Origin of the sequence: Streptomyces sp. NPDC090119, assembly GCF_044747085.1 — a bacterium.
Classification (GTDB): Bacteria; Actinomycetota; Actinomycetes; order Streptomycetales; family Streptomycetaceae; genus Streptomyces.
In genome coordinates this window covers 487,742-501,894 of record NZ_JBIVDK010000001.1, presented here as the reverse complement: position 1 = coordinate 501,894, position 14,153 = coordinate 487,742, and the positions used below count along the sequence as shown (strand labels likewise).

Sequence of the window (14,153 nt, the reverse complement as noted above, 5' to 3'; positions counted from 1 at the left end):
GTCTGCGCACTGAGGCACGCCTCCTCGAGCGGGCTGTCGCCCAGGAGATCTTCCGCTGCCTCACCACGCCGGTCAGCGTCCCGGCCGCTCCGACTGCCGGCCCGCGCGCCAGGCCAGAACATCACCGTGCCCACCGTCGCCGAGCACTTCAGTGTCTGGCCTGCCGTGGTCTCCTGCATCGGACGCGGCACACGCCGTGACGACGACCGCGCCGACGCCTACCGGGACTGGCTCACCGCCGCTTGGCCTGGGCAGCCCGACAACTCCGCGGTCCCGGGACGAGACGTCATGGATGATGAGGCGATGTTCGTCCGCACGGAGAGCCTGTCGCAGGCCCCGCAGCAGCACATGACGGTTCGGGTTCACACACCTATCGGGTCCGCCTTGGTGCTCTGGCGCGGTGATCCGCAAGAAGCCGACGGCCGGCACCTCATCGAATGGACCGTCGACGCGGACATCATCTGGGGCCAGAACACCCGGCCGGCCCCTGCCACCGAGCCGGAGCTCCGGCAGGAAGGCGACCGGGTGATCATGCGCGGCCGCCTTCACCTGACCGACGACGGAGCCGCCTGTCTCCAGATGGGTCACTGGTCCGTGCTGTTCGACCTGGCATCACCCATCCCCAGCGGCGTGGACGAGTCCTGGGCGGAGATCAGCGTCGGAACGAAGAGCGTCGCCCTTTACCCCTACCGAACCTGACCACCATCAGGTTCCGGAAGCCTGCTAGGGCACCGTGCGGGAGACCGCGTACACCATCGGGTACTGCGGGTCGGACATGTTCACGACCACGTCCTGGGTGGGTGCGGGGTTCTTCTGCTTGTGGGTGAAGCCGGACCAGGGGCCGGGGCCGGTGAGGTCCCAGCCGGAGATCTGCCGGTCGCGGGCGCCGATGGTGACGGCGCCCTGCTTCAGCTGGTCCCGGCGGATGCCGAGGGCGCCGAGGAAGCTGTCCAGGCCCGCGTCGTTGGTGCGGAACTGCACGTACAGGCGGCTGGTCTTCCAGTTGTTGGTCTCGTAGTAGGCGAGCCGGTCGGCGGGGCGCGGTACGGGCACCTGGTAGAGGCGGCGCTGCACCTTGGAGGGCCAGCCGGGGGTGAGGCCGGTGGCGGAGTACTTCGCTTCCTTGTCCTTGCCGCTGTCCCGGCTCTGGTTGGCGGAGATCACCAGGTAGCCGGCCGGTACGCCGGTGAGCGCCACGATGAGCAGCAGGGTGAGGGCGCGGCGCTTGACGCGGTGGCGCGGGTCCTCGCCCGACGGCTGCGGTGTGGTGGGGGCGACCGCCTGGTGGGGAAGCGAGGTGGTCATGCGGTGTCCCGGTCGCGGCGGGTCTGGGTGTACCGCTCGTAGCGTTCGTAGCGCTCCACGCGGCGGCGCTTGGCGCGGCGGAAGCGGCGGGCGACCAGCCGGGCGAGGTCCGCGGCGCCGACCATGCCCGCCTCGGGGCCGAGCTGGGCGCGGGTGATGCGGGCCTCGGGGCGGTAGCCGCGGCCGGTGAGGTGGCGCTTGAAGGCGTCGCGGGCGGGGCCGATGAGGAGGTCGTCGGCGGCGCTGACCCCGCCGCCGATGACGAAGCAGGACGGGTCGAGGGCGGCGGCGAGGTTGGCGATGCCGACGCCGAGCCACTGGCCGATGTCCTGGAGCAGCTCGATGCACATGGCGTCGCCCTCGCGGGCCAGCTCGGTGATCATCGGGCCGGTGATGTCGCCGATGTTGCCCTTGACGTGCTCGATGATCCCGTAGGCGACCGGGGAGTCGGCGGCGGCCAGCTCCCGTGCCTCGCGGACCAGGGCGTTGCCGGAGCTGTACTGCTCCCAGCAGCCGCGGTTGCCGCACGGGCACCGGTGTCCGCCGGGCACGACCTGCATGTGGCCGAACTCTCCGGCCACGCCGAACTTGCCCCGCTTGACCTGGCCGTCCTCCAGGATGGCGCCGCCGATGCCGGTACCGAGGGTGATCATGACGAGGTGGTCCTCGCCGCGCCCGGCGCCGAAGCGCCACTCGGCCCACGCCGCGGTGTTGGCGTCGTTGTCCACCAGGACGGGCACGGACAGCCGGGCGGCGAGGCGGTCGCGCAGGGGTTCGTTGCGCCAGGACAGGTGGGGGGCGAACAGCACCCGGTTGCGGTCGGCGTCGACCCAGCCGGCCGCGCCGATGCCGACGGCGTGCACGTCGTGCCGGTCGGAGAGGTCGAGCACCAGCTCGGCGATGGTGTCCTCGACGACCTGGGGGCTCTTGGACTTGTCCGGGGTCTCCGCGCGGAGCTTCTCCAGGATGTTGCCGTCGGCGTCCACGACGCCCGCCATGACCTTGGTGCCGCCGATGTCGATGCCGACCGTGGGCACGCGGGGCGCGGTCAGGTGGGAGCGGCGCTCCCGGGTGCCCACCGTGCGCAGGACGGGGGCGCGGCGGGAGCCGATGGGGGCGGGGAGGTCGCGGTAGGTGCTCATCGGGCTCGATTGTGCCTCACGCTCACGCCGAGTGCGGCGCGGTCGGGGGCGGAGCCGCGAATCCCCGCGGCCCCGCGCCGGTCAGTCGCGCTTCAGCTCGTGGTGCAGGACGTCCAGGTCCGCTCCGCCCGCCATCTGCTTGGTCAGTTCGTCGAGGGTGATCTCGTCACGTGTGTGGTTGCCCACCATGGCGCCGCGGCGCAGCAGCACGAAGCGGTCGCCGACGAGATGCGCGTGGTGCGGGTTATGGGTGATCAACACAACACCCAGGCCCGCGTCCCGTGCCGCGGCCACATATTTGAGGACCACACCGGACTGCTTGACGCCCAGGGCGGCGGTGGGCTCGTCCAGGACGAGGACCTTGGCGCCGAAGTGGACGGCACGGGCGATGGCCACGCACTGGCGCTCGCCGCCGGAGAGGGTGCCGATGGGCTGGTCGACGTCGCGCAGGTCGATGCCCATGCGCAGCAGTTCCTCGCGGGTGGTGCGGCGCATGAGGTCCGTGTCGAGGCGCGCGAAGGGGCCCTTGCCCTTACGGGGCTCGGAGCCGAGGAAGAAGTTGCGCCAGACCGGCATCAGGGAGACGACGGCGAGGTCCTGGTAGACGGTGGCGATGCCCCGGTCCAGGGCGTCGCGCGGGGAGGCGAGCCGGGTCTCCTCGCCCTCGATGCGCAGGGTGCCGCCGTCGTGCTGGTGGAGGCCCGCGATGGTCTTGATCAGGGTGGACTTGCCCGCGCCGTTGTCGCCGAGGACGCAGGTGATCTCCCCGGCGTGCACCTCCAGGGAGACGCCCTCCAGGGCGCGGACGTTGCCGTAGTGCTTGCTGACGTCGGTCAGCTCGACCAGGGGCGTGCGCTCTTCGGTGACGGTCATTTCGTGGCCTCCGCGCGCTTGCGGACCCAGGTGTTGAGCAGGGTCGCCAGGAGGAGCATCGCTCCGAGGAAGAACTTGAACCAGTCGGGGTTCCACTCGGCGAAGACGATGCCCTTGCTGGTCATGCCGAACAGCAGCGCGCCGACCGCCGAGCCGATGGCGCTGCCGTAGCCGCCGGTGATCAGGCAGCCGCCGATGACGGCCGCGATGATGTAGATCAGCTCGTTGCCGACACCCTCGCCGGACTGGACGGTGTCGAAGGAGAACAGCAGGTGCTGCCCGGACACCCAGGCGCCGAACGCGACGCCCATGTAGAGGCCGATCTTGGTCTTGGCGACGGGGACACCGACCGCGCGGGCCGCGTCCTCGTTGCCGCCGACCGCGAAGATCCAGTTGCCGACGCGGGTGCGCAGCAGCACCCAGGAGGCGAGGGCGACCAGGCCGAGCCACCACAGCACGGTGATCTTGATGTCGACCCCGCCGAGGGTGAGCGTCGAGGCGAAGACCGCGCGGGCGCTCGGGAAGCCCTCCATGTCGCCGATGGACTTGGTGGAGACGGTGTCGTCGATCAGCTTGGTGAAGCCGAGGTTCATGCCGGTGAGCATCAGGAAGGTGCCCAGCGTGACGATGAAGCTGGGCAGCTTGGTGCGGGTCAGCATGAACCCGTTGAACGCGCCGACCGCCAGCGTGACCAGCAGCGACACGCCCGCGCCGACCCAGATGTTGGCCGTCATCTGGTAGCTGAACATCGACGAGATCAGCGCGGAGGACGTGACCATGACGCCCGCGGAGAGGTCGAACTCACCGCCGATCATCAGCAGGGCCACGGGCACGGCCATGATGCCGATGGTCGAGGAGGCGTACAGCACGGTGCTGACGCTGGACGCGCGCAGGAAACCGTCGGCGGCGACCGCGAAGAAGACCAGGACGGCGAGGGCGCCGACGACCGAGCCCAGTTCGGGCCGGGACAGCAGCTTGCGTAGCGGGGAGGTGCGCAGCAGGCGTTCGTCGCGGGGCTGGTCGCCGCCGGGTGCCGGGCCGCCGGTGGGCCGGATGTCGGTGGTGGTGCTCATCGGGTGCCCCGATCGGTGTACGCCGCGAGCGCGCCCGCCTGGTTCTTGGTGATGATCTGCGGGCCGGTCAGGACCGGCTTGCCGCCGCCGAGGACGTCGCCGTTGTACTTGTACAGCCACAGCAGGTCGACCGCCTCGTAGCCCTGGAGGTAGGGCTGCTGGTCGACGGCGAAGCCGAGGGTGCCGTCCTTCAGCTCGGCGGCGACCTTGGCGTTGAGGTCGAAGGTGTCGACCTCGGCCTTGCTGCCCGCGTCCTCCTTGGCCTTCACCACGGTGTCGGCGTAGGGGGCGCCCAGGGTGACGACGGCGTCCACGTCCCGGTCGGCCTGGAGCTTGGCGCCCACGGCGGACTGGACGTCGGGCATGTTGGTGCCGTTGACGTAGAGCTTGCGGACCTTGCCGTGGAAGGTCTTCTCCACGCCGTCGCAGCGCTGCTCGTGGCCGACATTGCCCTGCTCGTGCAGGACGCACAGGGCGTTCTTCCGGCCGCGCTTGTTCAGCTCCTCGCCCACGGCCTCACCGGCGATGGTCTCGTCCTGGCCGATGTGGCTGAGGGCGCCGAACGCCTTGGACTGCGCCGAGCCGGAGTTGACCGTGACCACCGGGATGCCGGCCTTGTGGGCGCGGGCCACGGCCGCCTTGAGGGCGTCGGGCTTGGCGAGGCTGACGATGATCCCGTCGACCTTCTTGTCGATCGCGGCGTCCACCAGCTGGGCCTGCTGCTGGGCCTCGTCGTCGTGCGAGTACAGGAACTTGATGTTGTCCTTGACCGCCGCCTGCTTGGCGCCGCTCTGCACGATGTCCCAGAAGGTGTCGCCGTCCCCGGAGTGGGTGATCATCGCGATGGTCCAGCGGGGGGTGGTCACCGCTGCCCTGCCCTGGGCCGTGGCGGCCTTGCGGGCGTCCTCGGCCTTCTTGCCGCCGGTGCTGCTGCAGGCGGTCAGCGAGACGCAGGCGAGCAGTGCGAACGCTCCTGCCACCGTCATGCCTACCCGGTTCTGAAACCGTGCCACGAGGCCGTGCCCCTTCTTGCCGTGTACTGAGGTGCCGTGTCCTGAAGCGCCGTGTTCTGAAGCAAACGCTTCTGACGCAAACACTTCAGTATCGAACACGCGGAACACTCGTTACCTGTCCGGGGCATGCCTGACAGGGCATTTGTCCGGACAATGTGACGCGGCGCGGGCCGGCTCAGGGACGTACGAGGAGCTGGAACTCGAAGGAATACCGGGCCGGACGGTAGGTGTGGTCGCCGTGCTCGACCGCGCGGCCGGTGTCGTCGAACGTGACGCGGCTCATGGTGAGCAGGGGGGCGCCCTCGGTCTCGGCGAGCCGGTCGGCCTCGGCGGGGGTGGCGCCGCGGGCGCCGATGGACTGGCGGGCGCTGTGCAGGGTGATCCCCGCCGAGCGCATCAGCCGGTACAGGCCGGTGGCCTCCAGCCGGGCGGTGTCGAGGTCCAGCAGGCCGAGCGGCAGATGGTTGATCAGGTACGCCATCGGCTCGCCGTGGGCCAGCCGCAGCCGCTCCACGCGGTGCACGTCGGCTCCCTCGGTGACGCCGAGCGCCGCGGCGATGTCGGCGGTGGCCGGGACGACGGTGTTGACCAGGACCTTGGTGGCGGGCCGCTGTCCGGCCGCCTCCAGGTCGTCGTAGAGGCTGCTCAGTTCCAGCGGGCGCTTGACCTGGCTGTGCACGACCTGGGTGCCGACGCCCCGGCGGCGCACCAGCAGACCCTTGTCGACGAGGGACTGGATGGCCTGGCGGACGGTGGGCCGGGACAGGCCGAGCCGGGCGGCCAGCTCGATCTCATTGCCGAGCAGGCTGCCGGGGGTGAGGGCGCCGCGCTCGATGGCGGCCTCCAGCTGCTGCGCGAGCTGGAAGTACAGCGGCACCGGGGAGCTTCGGTCCACGCGGAGGTCGAGCGGCGCGGTCGGGTCCACATCTGGTTTCGGCACGGCCCCGAGCGTAGTCCGGTGCCCGGATGACGGGAAGTCGTGAAGTCCGGTTGTCCTGACATTTTGATTGACAGGTGCACATTGTTCCCCCTCAATGTGTCCTCATGCGCATCGGGGTCATCGGGACAGGCCGCATCGGGGCCATCCACGCCAACACACTGAGCCGCCACCGGGAGGTCGGATCACTGATCCTGACGGACTCCGATCCGTTACGCGCGCAGGAGCTGGCGCACCGGCTGGGCGAGACGGCGGCGCCGGGCGTGGACGAGGTGTTCCACTGGGGCGTGGACGCGGTGGTGATCACCACGGCGACGGCGGCGCACGCGGAGCTGATCGGCCGCGCGGCCCGCTCAGGGCTGCCGGTGTTCTGCGAGAAGCCGATCGCGCTCGACCTGCCCGGCACCCTGCACGCGCTCGCCGAGGTCGCGGCGGCCGGGACCGTGCTCCAGATGGGCTTCCAGCGGCGCTTCGACGCGGGGTACGCGGGCGCCCGTGAGGCGGTGCGCTCGGGCCGGCTCGGGCGGCTGCACACCGTGCGCGCCCTGACCTCCGACCAGTCCCCGCCCCCGCCCGCGTGGCTGCCGCTGTCCGGCGGCCTGTTTAGGGACACCCTGATCCACGACTTCGACATCCTGCGCTGGGTCACCGGCCGCGAGGTGGTCGACGTGTACGCGACCGGCTCGGACGCCGGTCCCCCGATGTTCCGCGAGGCCGGTGACGTCGACACCGGCGCGGCCCTGCTCACCCTGGACGACGGCACCCTGGCCACGGCGACCGCGACCCGCCTCAACGGCGCCGGTTACGACGTACGCATGGAGCTGTCCGGCGAACTCGACACGGTCGTCGTGGGGTTGGATGACCGCACCCCGATCGCCTCCACCGAACCGACGGGCCCTCCCCCGGCCGACAAACCCTGGCCCGGCTTCCTCGAACGCTTCGGCACCGCCTACGAGTCCGAACTCTGCGCCTTCGTCGACGTGGTGCGCGGCGAACGCCCCAACCCCTGCGACGGCTGGCAGGCGTTGCAGGCCCTCCGCGTCGCCGAAGCCTGCGAGATCTCCCGCCACGAACGAAGAGCGGTGGCCCTGGCGGAGGTTCCGGGCCGGGTGGAGCCCTCCTACATCTGAGCCGCCCCGGACATGACCCCGCCCCGCGACCCCTGATGTGGGGGGAAGAGTCGCGGGGCGGGTCGAACGGGGGTGTCAGCAGCCGTAGTCGACGAGGTCGAACGTGGCGTAGTGGTCGGAGGTGTAGTAGTCCTCCCGGGTCTCCTGACCCGTGACGATCCGGCGGGCGCCCCGGGTGGATTCGCCGGGGGTCTTGACCGTGTACTCGTGGTAGTACCCGGAGGACTGGCTCGGGAGGACGCCCTCGCGGTTCTGGAAGACCACGCCGTCCTGGGAGTAGGGGTAGGGGCCGCCCTGCGCGATGAGGTCGAGGGTGTCGTGCGCCTGGGACGGCAGGGCGCCGTAGCAGATGCTGCCGACCGACGCGGTGGCCGCGTCCGCGGTGGTGGCGGAGACGGTGCCGCCGACGAGGAGGGCGGAGAGGAGGGCCGCCGCTGCGCCGATACGAGTGGTCCGTGGGGGGATTCTCATGGCTCCATGATGACGCGCGTAGACGCGTTCATGTCAATGACGAAGATGTGGATTTTCCCGGTAGGTCCGATGAGTTCCCACGGAGTTAACCTGCGCCAACAGGAGCTGTTCGGGCTCCTGTTGACGTCCCGTCGACCGACTAGAAGGACCCGTACTCGGGGCGGCCGTCGAGGTCGTACGACTGGATGGAGACGCCCTTGCCGGTGACCTTGCCGCCCGTGTGCCGGAAGCGGGTGGGGACGGCTCCCTCCACGAACAGGCGGCGCCCCTCGCCGAGCACGACGGGGAAGGTCAGCAGGTGCAGGGTGTCGATCAGCCCGAGGTTCACCAGCGCCCGGACCAGCGCCCCGCTGCCGTGGATCTGGAGCTCACCCTCGGTGCGCTCCTTCAGCGCCTGGACCTCCTTGCCGAGGTCGCCGGAGAGCACGGTGGTACCGGCCCACTCGGGGTTCTCGACGGTCGCGGAGACGACGTACTTCGGCAGCGCGTTCAGCTTGGCCGCGACCGGGTTCCCGGGGTCGGTCACCTTCGGCCAGTACCCGGCGAAGATCTCGTAGGTGTGACGGCCGAGCAGGAAGGCGCCGACCCGGCCGAAGCTCTCGTCGACGAAGCCGCCGAAGTCGTCGTCGGCGTACGGGAAGGTCCAGCCGCCCTGGCCGAAGCCGCCGCTGGTGTCCTCCTCGGGGCCGCCGGGGGCCTGGTACACGCCGTCGAGCGAGACGAAGACGGTGGAGACGAGCTTGCCCATGAGGTGCCTTCTTCCGGGTGCGGGGTCGTGCTGTCAACGGTGCAGACCCCGCGCGGGACCGCAACTCATCGGTCCCCCCGGCACCCCTCAGCCGTCCAGTTCCCGGTACCGCGCGGCCAGGCGGCTCGCGCCGGACTCGGTGAGGGAGCCGAAGAGGCGCAGCCGGGAGATGCCGCCGTCCGGGTGGATGTCCACGCGCGCGTGCGTGCCGACGACGGGGGCCGGGAGCGGGAAGCGGTGGTTGGTGTCCGGCTGGAGCCGGGTGCGCGGCAGGATCTCCGTCCACTCACCGCTCTCGCCGTCCCGCACCGACACGGACGCCCAGCCCGCGCTGTTCCCCTTCAGGTACGCCGTGTCGATCTCGACGGCCCGGATGCTCGCCTGCCCGGTCAGCCGGTACGTGATCCAGTCGTGGCCCCGGTCGCGGCGGCGCCGGGTCTCCCAGCCGTCGTCCATCCGCTGGGAGCGGCCGGGCCGGATGGTGTTGGCGGCCGGGGAGTAGAAGCGGTCGGAGGCGTCCTCGGCCCGGCCGCCGTTCTCCAGCGCGGCCACGTCGAAGGTGCCGAGCGCCGCCAGCCACGTCGGGTCCGGGACGATCTCGCCGTGCACGCGCAGCCGGGCGACACCGCCGTCCGGGTGCTGGTTCAGCCGCAGGTGGGTGAAGCGCTGGGGCGCGGAGACGGTGAAGCCGTTCGCCGCGTGGCCGCCGACCGGGGTACGCGGGACGAGCGTCGTCCATTTCACCCCGTCGCCGAGCAGCTCCTCGGGGGACGGGGTGCCGGGCACCGAGGTCGCCTCGACGGACACGGCCTGCGGGTGGTTGCCCCGGAAGTGCGCGGTGTCCACGACGATCCCCCGGATCACGCCGGGCGTGCCGAGCCGGATCAGCGCCCAGTCGTGGTCGTCGGCGCCCGGCCAGGGCTCCTCGGCGCTCGTACCGCGTCGGCGGCGGGTCTCCCAGCCGTCCATGATCTTGCCTTTGTGGCCGAAGCGGCCGGGCTCGAACTCGGCGCGGTGCGGCAGCAGCAGGTTCTCCCGCTCGGCGAAGAACTCGTCGTTGGCGGCGATCACTCCGGCCCCGAGGCGTCGGTCGGCGAGGTCGGGGTGGTGGGTGAAGGGGAAGTCGGCGGTGCGGTAGTCCGCGTAGGGGTCGCCGCCGCCGTAGGGAGCCGCGTCGCCGGTGAAGTGGGGCGGGGTGGGGGGGTGCTGCGCCGTCACGGTGATCGGGGGTCCTTTCGGCGGGGGTTTCTCGGGGCTCAGCCGCCACGGGTGAGCAGACGGCCCCGGGGCTCGGTGAACTCGCCCTGGCTGTACACCTGTTCGCCGCGCAGCCAGGTGGACCGCACCACGCCGTGCAGGGTCTTCCCGGCGTACGCGGTGACCGGGTTGCGGTGCTGGAGGCGGCCCGGGTCGACGGTGAAGGTGTCCTCCGGGGCGAGGACGGCGAAGTCGGCGTCCCGGCCGGGCGCGATGGCGCCCTTGCGGTCGAGACCGGCGAGCGCGGCGGTCCGGGCGGACATCCAGCGCACCACGTCGGTGAGTTGGTGTCCGCGGGTGCGCGCCTCGGTCCAGATCGCCGGGAGGCTCAGCTGGAGGCCGGAGATGCCGCCCCAGGCGGTGGCGAAGTCCGGTGTCTTGAGGTCGGCGGTGGAGGGCGAGTGGTCGGTGACGACGCAGTCGATGGTGCCGTCCGCGAGCGCCCGCCAGAGCAGGTCCCGGTTGGCGGCCTCACGGATGGGCGGACAACACTTGAACTCGCTCGCCCCGTCCGGGACTTCCTCAGCGCTCAGGGTGAGGTAGTGCGGACAGGTCTCCACGGTGACACGGACGCCGTCCGCACGGGCGGCGGCGATCAGCGGAAGCGCGGCGGCGGAGGAGAGATGGAGTACGTGTACGCGCGCGTCCAACCGCCGTGCCAGATCGAGCAGTTGGGCGATGGCGTCGGTCTCGGCCGCGTGCGGGCGGGAGGCGAGGAAGCCCGCGTACGCCGGTCCGGCGGGGGCGTCCGTGAGGTGGGACGGGTCTTCGGCATGCACGATCAGCAGCCCACCGAATCCGGCGATCTCACCCAGGGACCGGGCCAGTTGGGCGCCGTCCAGATGCGGGAACTCGTCCACGCCGGACGGCGAGAGGAACGCCTTGAACCCGAACACCCCGGCCTCGTGCAGCGGGCGGAGGTCCTTGACGTTGCCCGGCAGTGCGCCGCCCCAGAAGCCGACGTCGACATGGGTGCGCCCCTCGGCCGCCGCCCGCTTCACCCGCAGGTGGTCGACCGTGGTGGTCGGCGGCAGGGAGTTCAGCGGCATGTCGACGAGCGTGGTGATACCCCCGGCCGCCGCCGCGCGGGTCGCGGTCCAGAAGCCCTCCCACTCGGCGCGGCCGGGGTCGTTGACATGCACGTGCGTGTCGACCAGGCCGGGCAGCAGGGCGTCGTCGCCGAGGTCGACGGCCGGGACCTCCGCCTCGTACGGCAGGACGGCCGTGATCGTCCCGTCGGCGACGGTGACCGTCGCGGGCCGCGCTCCCTCCGGGGTGATGACACGCGTGGAGCGCAGTGCCAGTTCGGCGTCGGACACCCGGACCCCTCTCCGTCGTTCGCCTCCCGGCCGTTCACGTCCAGGAAACGGGATTTACACCCATGTAACGGAATTCAACGTTCTGTTGAAGGAGTCTTGCCGGACGCTCCCCCACGAGTCAAGGGTGCCAGGCGCTGGGGCCGCGCGGCCGGAGCGGGGGAGGGGTGTTCGCGGGGTTGCCTGTGAGTGTCGCCGCATGTCGCACGGGGCGGTTCGTGGGACGCCGAGACGCGCCGGACGCCCCTTGCCCGTCCGTGTCCCGGCATCCTGGTCCCCATGAGACCCGACCGAACCCCCCGCCACCCCCAAGTCGCCGGGCTCCTGCTCGCCGCCGGAGGTGGGCGGCGGCTCGGCGGGCATCCCAAGGCCCTCCTGCGGCACGACGGCGCCCCGCTGGTCGAGCGGGCGGCGCGTGCCCTGTGGGAGGCCGGGTGTGCCCGCGTGCACGTGGTGCTCGGAGCGGGAGTCGAAGAGGTGCGCGCACAGGCCGAGTTGAGCGGATGCGTGCTCGTGGACAACCCCGGCTGGGGCGAAGGCATGGGGTCCTCCCTCCGCGTCGGCCTGCACTCCCTCGCGGGTACGGACACGCGCGGCGCTCTCGTGAGCCTCGTCGATCAGCCGGGCATCGGCCCCGAGGCGTACGCACGGGTGCTGGACGCGTTCACCGGCGAGACCTCCCTCGTGTCGGCCGCGTACGACGGGAGGCGGGGCCACCCGGTCCTCCTGGGGGCCGTCCACTGGGCCGGTGTGGCCGACGCCGCGCGGGGTGATCAGGGGGCGCGGGAGTATCTGCGGCGGCACTCCGCCGAGATCCGGCTCGTGGAGTGCGGGGACGTGGCCGAGCCGTACGACATCGACACTCGGGCCGACCTCGGCAGGCTGCGCCCCGGCGGGGCCCATTGAGCTTCGGCGATCAGGAAATTACGCTGCCCAGTCCGACCCGTCCGCCACGGAGGAAGTGACCGCTCATGTCCGCACCCGCGTCCCCGCCGGTCGTCGTCGACGCCGAGCCGCTCCCCCGGCAGGAGGAGGTCCTCACCGGCCCGGCGCTGGACTTCCTCGCGGAACTGCACCGGCGGTTCACCCCGCGCCGGAACGAACTCCTGGCCCGCCGGACCGAGCGCCGCGCCGAGATCGCCCGCACCGGCACCCTGGACTTCCTGCCCGAGACGGCCGGGGTACGGGCCGACGACTCGTGGCGGGTCGCCCCCGCGCCGCCCGCGCTGCAGGACCGCCGGGTGGAGATCACCGGGCCGACCGACCGCAAGATGACGGTCAACGCGCTCAACTCCGGCGCCAAGGTCTGGCTCGCCGATTTCGAGGACGCCTCCTCCCCCACCTGGGAGAACGTGATCCTCGGCCAGCTCAACCTGACCGACGCCTACGCCGGGCGCGTCGACTTCACCGACGCCCGCACCGGCAAGTCGTACGCGCTGCGTCCGCAGGAGGAACTGGCGACGGTCGTGACGCGGCCGCGCGGCTGGCACCTGGACGAGCGGCACCTCGTGGGCGCCGACGGGGAGCCGATCCCGGGCGCCCTGGTCGACTTCGGCCTGTACTTCTTCCACAACGCCGCCCGCCTGCTGGAGCTGGGCAAGGGCCCGTACTTCTACCTGCCGAAGACCGAGTCCCACCTCGAAGCCCGGCTGTGGAACGACGTGTTCGTCTTCGCGCAGGACCAACTCGGCATCCCTCAGGGCACCGTACGGGCCACCGTGCTGATCGAGACGATCACGGCCGCGTACGAGATGGACGAGATCCTCTACGAACTCCGCGACCATGCCTCGGGGTTGAACGCGGGACGCTGGGACTATCTGTTCTCCATCGTGAAGAACTTCCGTGACGGCGGGCCGGAGTTCGTGCTGCCGGACCGCAACCTGGTCACGATGACCGCGCCGTTCATGCGCGCGTACACCGAACTCCTCGTCCGCACCTGCCACCAGCGGGGCGCGCACGCGATCGGCGGGATGGCGGCGTTCATCCCGTCCCGCAAGGACGCCGAGGTCAACAAGGTGGCGTTCGAGAAGGTGCGGGCGGACAAGGACCGTGAGGCGGCCGACGGCTTCGACGGTTCCTGGGTGGCTCACCCGGATCTGGTGCCGATCGCCATGGAGTCCTTCGACAAGGTGCTCGGCGACCGCCCGCACCAGAAGGACCGGCTGCGTGAGGACGTGCGCGTGGAGGCGGCCGACCTGATCGACGTCGCCTCGCTGGACGCGAAACCGACGTACGCGGGGCTGGTCAACGCGGTGCAGGTCGGCATCCGGTACATCGAGGCGTGGCTGCGCGGGCTCGGCGCGGTGGCCATCTTCAACCTGATGGAGGACGCGGCCACCGCCGAGATCTCCCGCTCGCAGATCTGGCAGTGGATCGCCGCGGGCGTCGTGTTCGAGAACGGCGAGCGCGCCACCCCCGAGCTGGCCCGCTCGCTGGCCGCCGCCGAGCTGGCGGCGGTGCGCGCGGAGATCGGCGCGGAGGCCTTCGACGCCGGGCACTGGCAGGAGGCGCACGACCTGTTGCTGACAGTGGCGCTGGACGAGGAGTACGCCGACTTCCTCACCCTTCCCGCCTACCGGCACCTCACCGGCTGAGCACGCTCACGTGTCGGACTGACCGACCTTGTCGGAGTGGCCGAGGGACCGCTCCGGCGCCACCCGGTCGCGCACCAGCCGCTTGACCGCCGTGGGCTCGGGAAAGCCCTGCTCACGGCGGTCCCAGACGGGCTCGCCGTCCACCCGGACGACGAAGACGCCGCCGGTGCCGGGCTTGAGCGCCAAGGCCTCCAGCTCGGTCTCGAAGGTGGTGAGCAGCTCCTGCGCCAGCCAGGCCGCGCGGGGCAGCCAGCGACACTGGGTGCAGTACTCGATCTCGACTCGGTGACTCAC

The 14,153-nt window shown here is 71.3% G+C and carries 15 protein-coding genes; 4 read left to right on the top strand and 11 right to left on the bottom strand.

Going from position 1 to position 14,153, the window contains the following annotated elements; genetic code table 11:
• The first annotated feature begins 126 nt into the window (after window positions 1–126).
• A complete protein-coding gene (locus ACIPPM_RS02245; RefSeq protein WP_401442094.1) occupies window positions 127–699 on the top strand; it encodes a hypothetical protein in 573 nt (190 codons plus the stop codon).
• A gap of 24 nt (window positions 700–723) precedes the next feature.
• On the opposite strand, the gene ACIPPM_RS02240 is transcribed toward ACIPPM_RS02245, so the two are convergent.
• The 6 genes from ACIPPM_RS02240 to ACIPPM_RS02215 all read right to left on the bottom strand — a co-directional run bounded on the left by ACIPPM_RS02240 (window position 724) and on the right by ACIPPM_RS02215 (window position 6,331).
• Entirely contained in the window at window positions 724–1,305 is a 582-nt protein-coding gene (locus ACIPPM_RS02240) for a sugar kinase (protein WP_401442092.1), read from the bottom strand.
• Window positions 1,302–2,447, bottom strand: coding sequence for an ROK family glucokinase (locus tag ACIPPM_RS02235; protein ID WP_401442090.1), 1,146 nt, complete (start codon window positions 2,445–2,447; stop codon window positions 1,302–1,304). The genes ACIPPM_RS02240 and ACIPPM_RS02235 overlap by 4 nt, the downstream gene beginning before the upstream one ends.
• 81 nt (window positions 2,448–2,528) lie before the next feature.
• On the bottom strand, window positions 2,529–3,320 hold the full coding sequence (locus tag ACIPPM_RS02230; RefSeq protein WP_401442088.1) for an ATP-binding cassette domain-containing protein: 792 nt from the start codon (window positions 3,318–3,320) through the stop codon (window positions 2,529–2,531).
• The gene (locus ACIPPM_RS02225) at window positions 3,317–4,393 is read right to left on the bottom strand and encodes an ABC transporter permease (protein WP_401442086.1); all 1,077 of its coding nucleotides are present in this window, start codon (window positions 4,391–4,393) and stop codon (window positions 3,317–3,319) included. Before ACIPPM_RS02225 ends, ACIPPM_RS02230 begins: the two co-directional genes overlap by 4 nt.
• A complete protein-coding gene (locus ACIPPM_RS02220; RefSeq protein WP_401442084.1) occupies window positions 4,390–5,406 on the bottom strand; it encodes a sugar ABC transporter substrate-binding protein in 1,017 nt (338 codons plus the stop codon). Before ACIPPM_RS02220 ends, ACIPPM_RS02225 begins: the two co-directional genes overlap by 4 nt.
• 175 nt (window positions 5,407–5,581) lie before the next feature.
• Entirely contained in the window at window positions 5,582–6,331 is a 750-nt protein-coding gene (locus ACIPPM_RS02215) for a GntR family transcriptional regulator (RefSeq protein ID WP_401444126.1), read from the bottom strand.
• Window positions 6,332–6,450: 119 nt separating this feature from the next.
• Between ACIPPM_RS02215 and ACIPPM_RS02210 the strand changes: the two genes are divergently transcribed.
• Window positions 6,451–7,473, top strand: a complete 1,023-nt coding sequence (locus tag ACIPPM_RS02210; protein WP_401442082.1) for a Gfo/Idh/MocA family oxidoreductase — start codon at window positions 6,451–6,453, stop codon at window positions 7,471–7,473.
• 75 nt (window positions 7,474–7,548) lie between these two features.
• Here ACIPPM_RS02210 and ACIPPM_RS02205 read toward each other — a convergent pair whose 3' ends face one another.
• The 4 genes from ACIPPM_RS02205 to allB all read right to left on the bottom strand — a co-directional run bounded on the left by ACIPPM_RS02205 (window position 7,549) and on the right by allB (window position 11,268).
• Window positions 7,549–7,944 (bottom strand): ribonuclease domain-containing protein, encoded by a 396-nt coding sequence (locus ACIPPM_RS02205; protein ID WP_401442080.1) that lies wholly within the window; start codon window positions 7,942–7,944, stop codon window positions 7,549–7,551.
• A gap of 139 nt (window positions 7,945–8,083) precedes the next feature.
• Window positions 8,084–8,692: a dihydrofolate reductase family protein gene (locus ACIPPM_RS02200; protein ID WP_401442078.1), complete on the bottom strand. Its 609-nt coding sequence runs from the start codon at window positions 8,690–8,692 to the stop codon at window positions 8,084–8,086.
• 87 nt (window positions 8,693–8,779) lie between these two features.
• Window positions 8,780–9,916, bottom strand: coding sequence for an allantoicase (alc, locus tag ACIPPM_RS02195; RefSeq protein ID WP_401444124.1), 1,137 nt, complete (start codon window positions 9,914–9,916; stop codon window positions 8,780–8,782).
• A gap of 32 nt (window positions 9,917–9,948) precedes the next feature.
• Window positions 9,949–11,268, bottom strand: a complete 1,320-nt coding sequence (gene allB / locus ACIPPM_RS02190; protein ID WP_401442076.1) for an allantoinase AllB — start codon at window positions 11,266–11,268, stop codon at window positions 9,949–9,951.
• 276 nt (window positions 11,269–11,544) lie between these two features.
• Between allB and ACIPPM_RS02185 the strand changes: the two genes are divergently transcribed.
• Together ACIPPM_RS02185 and aceB are read left to right on the top strand one after the other, a co-directional pair.
• Window positions 11,545–12,171 carry an NTP transferase domain-containing protein gene (locus ACIPPM_RS02185; RefSeq protein WP_401442074.1) on the top strand — a complete coding sequence of 209 codons (627 nt, stop codon included), beginning with the start codon at window positions 11,545–11,547 and terminating at the stop codon, window positions 12,169–12,171.
• A gap of 65 nt (window positions 12,172–12,236) precedes the next feature.
• Window positions 12,237–13,859, top strand: coding sequence for a malate synthase A (gene aceB / locus ACIPPM_RS02180; RefSeq protein ID WP_401442072.1), 1,623 nt, complete (start codon window positions 12,237–12,239; stop codon window positions 13,857–13,859).
• Between the two features lie 6 nt (window positions 13,860–13,865).
• Here aceB and ACIPPM_RS02175 read toward each other — a convergent pair whose 3' ends face one another.
• The gene (locus ACIPPM_RS02175; RefSeq protein WP_401442070.1) at window positions 13,866–14,153 is read right to left on the bottom strand and encodes a SelT/SelW/SelH family protein; all 288 of its coding nucleotides are present in this window, start codon (window positions 14,151–14,153) and stop codon (window positions 13,866–13,868) included.